This is a genomic window from Tistrella bauzanensis (genome assembly GCF_014636235.1).
Classification (GTDB): domain Bacteria; phylum Pseudomonadota; class Alphaproteobacteria; order Tistrellales; family Tistrellaceae; genus Tistrella; species Tistrella bauzanensis.
On record NZ_BMDZ01000127.1, the window covers coordinates 1 to 6,239 of the forward strand.

The following is a 6,239-nucleotide window of genomic DNA, read 5'->3' on the forward strand; positions in this document are numbered from 1 at the left end:
TCGCGCAATTCGGCTCACCCTTGACGGAGCCGCCCTGCCGGTCGCATCGTAGCCTTGGCTCCGTCGGCGACGTGAGCAATTACACGAAAGCCGCATCCGTGCCGATTACCGCAAGGTGATGCGGCAGATCCTGGCGCGGCTGAAAGGTTCGCCGCACCCGAGGATATGGACCTGGCCGGCTTCGGGCTGCACCGACTCAAGGGCGAGGCTACGGGCTTCAGGGCAGTCACGGTGCGGGCTAACTGGCGTGTGATCTTCCGTTTCGAGAAAGCAGCGACGCCGTGGATGTTGATTATCTGAACCACCAGTAGAAGGAAGGTGAGATCATGCTTATGCACAACCCGCCGCATCCCGGAACGGTCACAGCCGGCAGTGCCTTGAGCCCCTGGGGCTGAACGTGACCGAAGCCGCTAAAGAGGCTGTCTTGAAACTCGGTTTTGGGGTGGATGGCCGGGTTCAGATGTGATTCCAAACGGTTGTCAAAGCCCGTTTGGAGAGCCTCATGTGGACGCCGACCACGCGGCGGCGGCATAGCCGCGATACCTGTGTTATGGAAGCGACCTGACCGATGCGGAGTGGGAGATCAGCGCCGTTCATGTCGCCGCCGGCCAAGACGGGACAGCCCCGCGAATGGCAGATGCGCGAGATCATGAATGCGATCCTCTACGTGCTGCGGGCGGGATGCGCCTGGTGGATGCTGCCAAAGAGCTTCCCGCCTATGACGACGGTCTACGGCTGATTCCTGCGCTTCCACCGCGAGGGCCTGTTCGAGACCATCAACCATCATCTCGAACTCCAAGCGCCACCGAATGTCTTTGCATGGTCGCGTGCGAACTCCTGAAATGTGCGGGCGGGTCGACCGGTGACCTGCTCGACCGTATCGAGCACGCCGGCCAGATGACCGGCGGGGGCCAGTGCATAAAGCTCGTTCATCGCGTCCGCCAGCGCGTCCGGCATGCCCATGCTCGTCATCGCCTGCTTGGCCTGGTCCAGGGTGATGGGCACATAGTTGACCGTGTCGCCCGACACTTCGGAGAGAGTCGCTGCCAGGTCGGAACCGCTCAGCGCCTTCGGTCCCGTGACGGGGTAGGCCTGGTTCTCGTGCCCCGGCTCCGTGAGCGCCTTGGCGGCAACGGCGGCGATGTCGCGGGCATCGATCCAACTCACCTTGCCCTCGTCCAGGGGCATGTAGAACTCGCCCTTGTCGCGGATCGCCTCCGCATACATCAGAAGGTTCTGCATGAAGAACCCTGGCTGAACGAAGGTCCAGGCCATGCCGGACTCTTGAAGCTGCTTTTGGTTCTCGCCGTGCCAGCGACCGATCTGGACGGGCGCGTCCGGGGCCGCGCCGATGCCGGTGGACATGACCACATGCTTGACCCCGGCCGTCTTGGCCGCTGCGATGAGGTTGGCGCGCATCTGCACCTGGTCGGGCACAAGGGGGGTGACGACGAAGACCTTTTCGATCCTCTGTAGGGCTTCGGGCAAGGTTTCCGGCTGACGCAGATCCCCGGCGACCGTCTCAACACCCTGTGCTTCGAGGCTTTCCGCCTTGGCCGGATCGCGTACCAGCGCCCGGAAGGGCGCGTTCTCCGCCTTCAGCAGCCGCACCACCTCGCTGCCGATCGTTCCAGTTCCGCCAACGACGAGTATCATGACCTTTCTCCTTTCTATTTGTACCTGTGAACAGAGACAAGCCGCCGCCGCTCGCAGGGGCATCATGGTGCTCGACGGCGATCATTATCGTCAGTATGGTATCTAAAGGGAAGTAGGAACCTTCAGGTAACCAGAAATTGCCCCGTAACCCGCCGCCGCCAGTCTGTCCCGTGGATGCGCTCTTGCGCCTGCTCATGGGGTCATGGACGACGTACATACTTTGGCATCTGCGCCAAGACGGGCCGCTGCGTTTCGGTGCATTGCGGCGGGCGATTCCTGGCATCTCCTCGAAGGTCCTGACGCAGCGTCTGCGCATGCTTGAAGAACACGGCATCATCTACCGACACCATGTTCCGTCGATTCCGCCGGAAGTATCCTATGGGCTTACGGGGCAAGGGCAGGAGTTGGGTGACGTATTCGACGCCCTGGAAAGCGTCTCGCGCCGCTGGATGGCACGGGATTGGCCGGAGAGCACGCGCCGTCCCGTGCCGTTTGCTTCCGACTCCGATTAGGTGTTGGGCTGCCGATAATCGGCGCCAAGACCCGGCTTCACTGACCTCGCTGGGGCGCGTTCTGCGCGGAAGGCGTGTGACGCACGGCCTCACTTGCCTGTATCGCCGGGTGCGCGGGCCTCCGGCGCATCATCAGCGCCGGGACAAGAGCGGCCAGGAAGATAACGCCGACGATAAAGAAGCTGTCGCGGTAGCCCAGCATATTGCCCTGGCTGTAAATCACGCGGCCGAGATAGTTCATCGCCCCGGCCTGCCGGATCGCTTCCGGCACGCCGGACTGCGCGAGCAAGCCAGTCACATCGTGCAACAAGCCGGTCGTCGCGCTGTTGCCCGCGTGCTGCGCCGCCGTGAAGCTGTCCACGTAGATCTGCGATCGCCGTTCCAAGGCGATGGAAAGAAGATTGACGCCGAATGCGCCGCCGAGCTGGCGCACGAAGTTGATCGCGCCGGAGCCTTGGCCGAGCAGCGTCATCGGCAGGGCCTTGAGGGCGCCGGCGTTCAGGCTCGGCATGATGAAGCCGAGACCGATCCGCCCCACCATGATCCACCAGGCGAACAGCCAGAACGACGTATTCGTGTCCACTCCGGTCATCAGGAACGAGGATAGCGCGAAGAGCGCCAAGCCGAACATGACCGTGGCATAGGCCGGCGTTTTGTCGGTCAGCCGCCCGGCGATGGGGAAGACGATAGCCAGGATCAGGCCCGCCGGCATCAGCAGCAGGCCCGAACGGGTCGGCGTGTAGCCCTGGATCGTCTGGGCGAACAGCGGAATCAAGAAGGTTGAGCCATAGATGCCCGCCCCGAAGATGAAGGCCACGACCGAGGCCCCGGCATAGACCCGGTTTGTGAAAAGCTTGAGATTCAACATGGGTGTGGGTGTGCGCAATTCCCAGACGATGAAGCCGATGCCCGTGACCAAGGCGAAGGCGAAATCGGTCAGGATCGAATCGGACATCCAGCCATAGCGTTGTCCGTTCGACAATCCGTTCAGCAAGGTGACCAGGAACACTGTCAGTAGGCCGAAGCCGATCCAGTCAAACCGGCGCGGCGGACCGGAGGCTGCGCGCCCCGGCATGAAGAGCGTGGCAAGGAACAGGCCGATGAGACAGAACGGCACGGCCATGAAGAAGACGTAGCGCCAACTGAAGCTGTCTACCATGATGCCGCCCAAGGTTGGCCCCAGCGCCGGGGCCAGCACCACGCCGATACCGTAGATGCCCATGGCCGAGCCGCGCTTTTCCGGCGGAAAGACCTGGAAAATCACCTGCATGGCGAGCGGTTGGAGAATGCCGGCCGCGCCGCCCTGGAGCACCCGCGCCAGAATCAGCACGCCTTCTGCGGGCGCGAGCCCCCCCAAGATGGAGGCGACGATAAAGACCGATACTGCCAGCATGAAGGTCGCGCGCTGGCCGAGGGTATCGACCATCCAGGCATTGAGCAGCATGGTCCCGGTCATTGCCGCAAGGAAGCCGGTGGACAGAAGCTGCGCCTTGTCCTGGCCCATACCGAAGGCGCCCATGATGTCGGGCAAGGCGACGTTGACGATGGTGGCGGTCAGGATCGTGGCGATCGTGCCCATCATGACCGTCACCGTCACCAGCCAGCGATAGGCGGGGCCGAAGCGGGCGAACAGCCCTTCGATGCTGTCCGGCCGTGGGGCGCTAGTCACTTGCCGTGGCCTCCAGTTCCACCATCATGCCGGGCTTGAGTTCGCCGCCGTCTTGCGCGACCGCGATGCGTACCGGCAAACGCTGGGTGATCTTGGTGAAATTGCCGCTCGGGTTGGGGTTGGGCAGCAGGGCGAACTCGCTGGTGGCAGCCTGTCCGACGCGCGCGACCGTGCCCTCGAAGCGCCGCCCCGGCAAGGCATCCACGGTAATCGTGACGATCTTTCCGGGCCGGAAAAAGCGGATGTCAGTCTCCTTGACGTTCGCCTCGACGCGCACGCGCTCCGGGTCATGCACCATCAGCAGGCGCTGGCCGGGCGTGACGTATTCGCCGGCGTCCACGAACACCCGGTCCACCACCCCGTCGAACGGCATGACGATGATGCGGTCATTGAGATCGAGTGCCGCGCGCTCCCGTTGCGCCTGCAGGCGTTGTTCCTCCGGACCAAGCTCCGCGAGCTGGGTGCGGAGCACCATGAGTTCCTCGCGCGCGGCTTCGGCCTCGGCAAGGGCGGCGCGAGCATTCTCCAAGTCGGCCTGCGCGCTCAACGCCTGTTGTTTTGCCGTCTCCAGCGCCGCCCGCGTCTGGTCCAGGCGCGCGCGGGTGATGGCGCCGCTCGGTGCCAGCTTCTCAGCCCGATCATTGTCTTGTCTGGCAAGATCGCGTTGCGTCGCCGCGGCGGCCAGCGCGGCCTCCGCAGCCCTTACCGCTGCCTGTTTGGCAGCGATCCGGCTCGTCGTCTGGCGGTCGGTCAGCGCGATTCGGGCCTCGATTTCCTCCCGGCGACGGGCGATGCCAGCGATCTGCGCCTCAAGCTCCTGAACGAGCAGACGGCTTTCCCGGTCGTCGATCTGGACGAGCACGCCGTCCTTCCGGGCGGCATCGCCCTCGATGACCTCGACGGCCGTGACCCAGCCGGGCACCCGGCTGCTCAGGGCGACAATGTCGGCCGCGACGCGGGCATCCGTGACAAAGACGTGGATGAACTGCTGATACAGCCACCAGCCCCCCGCTCCGAGAACGATGAGCGCCGCCAGGATCGCGCCATAGAGCCGCCATGGCCGCGCACGGGCAGGCGGTGAAACTGACTCCGAAGCCGCTTCCGTCTCGGTATTCGCGACCGGGGACAGATCGGTCTCATCGCTCTGGCGTTCCAAGTGGCTCATACGCTGATCCATGGGGCTCACCTGTCCATCGGGGTTTCGCGCATAAGCTGCATCGCTCTTGGCGTACTGCCCAACCTGCCGGCGATCTGCTCGAAAACCTTCAGACAGGTCGTCACCTCGGTATGGGATATGTCGGAGAAGATTTCCGCGCGCACTGCCGCTGCAGTCTCTTCGATCCGTTCCAGGACGGGGGCGACCTCTGCGCGCAGGTGAATCGATTTGGTGCGGCGATCGGCGGCTTCTGTCCGGCGCTCGATCAGTCCCTCGGCCTCAAGCCTGTCGAGGGTGCGCACAAGGGTCGGTCCCTGCACCCCGACCGCCTCGGCCAGTTCCCGCTGGGTTACCGATTCGGGCAGGCGAGAGAGATGTAACAGCGTCAACCAGCGGGACTCAGTGAGGCCAAAGGTGGCCAGCCGCCGGTCGATCTCGGCGCGCCACAGCCGGGCGACCAAGCCGAGGCGGAGGCCGAATTGTTCCTGATCGTTGAGAGGCTTTGTCATCTCATTGCCTGCATGGTTGTTATACTATGTTATGGCTAATAGACGGCCACCTATCAAATGCCCAAGGGTGAAGGTATAGGCCCTGATGGCTGCACTGTCTACAGGGCTGGGAAAGCCGTCCCATCGCGATCACGAAAGGAGAACCACGATGTATCGTACGATACTCCTGGCCTATGACGGCAGCCGGCAAGGCCGCGAGGCGTTGCAGCAGGGGACCGAGCTGGCCTCGCTTTGCCAAGCCCGTATCTATCTCCTCGCCGTCGTTGCCCACCAACTGGGTGTCGCGCTTGCCGAGGCGGCAGCTCCCTCAGACTTGCCAGAACGAGAATATCAGGAAGTGCACCGCCTCCTTACGGAGACCGCCAAGACCTTGCGGGCATCTGGTCTGCTGGTCGAAACCCGCTTGGCCGTCGGCAATCCATCGGAAGAAATCGGGCGCACGGCCCGTGAGGTCGGCGCGGAGCTGATCGTCGTTGGCCACCGCGAACAGACCGCGCTGGCGCGATGGTGGCGCGGCTCCACTGGCGCTTCCTTGCTGGCCCATGCGCCGTGCAGCCTGCTGGTGGCTGTCTCGGACACGGCGCCCGCACGATGATCAGAACAAGATCAAAACCAGCAGCGTCGAAAGCGCCACGCGGGTAAAAGCGCCACGCGGGTAATTGCTCACCCTACCCATCGGGCAGGGAAGGCGGTGGCTTGGGTTGGGTAACCGGATTGGCCTACCAGATGTAGATTTC

General features: G+C 63.7%; 6 protein-coding genes and 1 pseudogene. 3 read left to right on the forward strand and 4 right to left on the reverse strand.

Annotated features, from left to right (window positions below):
- Nucleotides 1-502 precede the first annotated feature (502 nt).
- Nucleotides 503-736: pseudogene (locus IEW15_RS26815) on the forward strand (transposase); the annotation flags it as partial.
- Between the two features lie 47 nt (nucleotides 737-783).
- On the opposite strand, the gene IEW15_RS24655 reads toward IEW15_RS26815, so the two are convergent.
- Entirely contained in the window at nucleotides 784-1,656 is an 873-nt protein-coding gene (locus IEW15_RS24655) for an SDR family oxidoreductase (protein ID WP_188583065.1), read from the reverse strand.
- Between the two features lie 182 nt (nucleotides 1,657-1,838).
- On the opposite strand from IEW15_RS24655, the gene IEW15_RS24660 reads away from it, so the two are divergent.
- Nucleotides 1,839-2,168: a winged helix-turn-helix transcriptional regulator gene (locus IEW15_RS24660; protein ID WP_229708785.1), complete on the forward strand. Its 330-nt coding sequence runs from the start codon at nucleotides 1,839-1,841 to the stop codon at nucleotides 2,166-2,168.
- A 37-nt stretch (nucleotides 2,169-2,205) separates the two neighbouring features.
- On the opposite strand, the gene IEW15_RS24665 is transcribed toward IEW15_RS24660, so the two are convergent.
- The 3 genes from IEW15_RS24665 to slyA are packed head-to-tail and all read right to left on the reverse strand — an operon-like array spanning nucleotide 2,206 to nucleotide 5,502.
- On the reverse strand, nucleotides 2,206-3,837 hold the full coding sequence (locus IEW15_RS24665) for an MDR family MFS transporter (RefSeq protein ID WP_188583067.1): 1,632 nt from the start codon (nucleotides 3,835-3,837) through the stop codon (nucleotides 2,206-2,208).
- The gene (locus IEW15_RS24670; RefSeq protein WP_188583068.1) at nucleotides 3,830-5,014 is read right to left on the reverse strand and encodes an HlyD family secretion protein; all 1,185 of its coding nucleotides are present in this window, start codon (nucleotides 5,012-5,014) and stop codon (nucleotides 3,830-3,832) included. Before IEW15_RS24670 ends, IEW15_RS24665 begins: the two co-directional genes overlap by 8 nt.
- A 5-nt stretch (nucleotides 5,015-5,019) precedes the next feature.
- Complete coding sequence (slyA, locus tag IEW15_RS24675) at nucleotides 5,020-5,502, reverse strand: transcriptional regulator SlyA (protein WP_188583070.1); 483 nt, start codon at nucleotides 5,500-5,502, stop codon at nucleotides 5,020-5,022.
- A gap of 148 nt (nucleotides 5,503-5,650) precedes the next feature.
- On the opposite strand from slyA, the gene IEW15_RS24680 reads away from it, so the two are divergent.
- Nucleotides 5,651-6,097 carry a universal stress protein gene (locus IEW15_RS24680; protein ID WP_188583072.1) on the forward strand — a complete coding sequence of 149 codons (447 nt, stop codon included), beginning with the start codon at nucleotides 5,651-5,653 and terminating at the stop codon, nucleotides 6,095-6,097.
- Nucleotides 6,098-6,239: the final 142 nt, after the last annotated feature.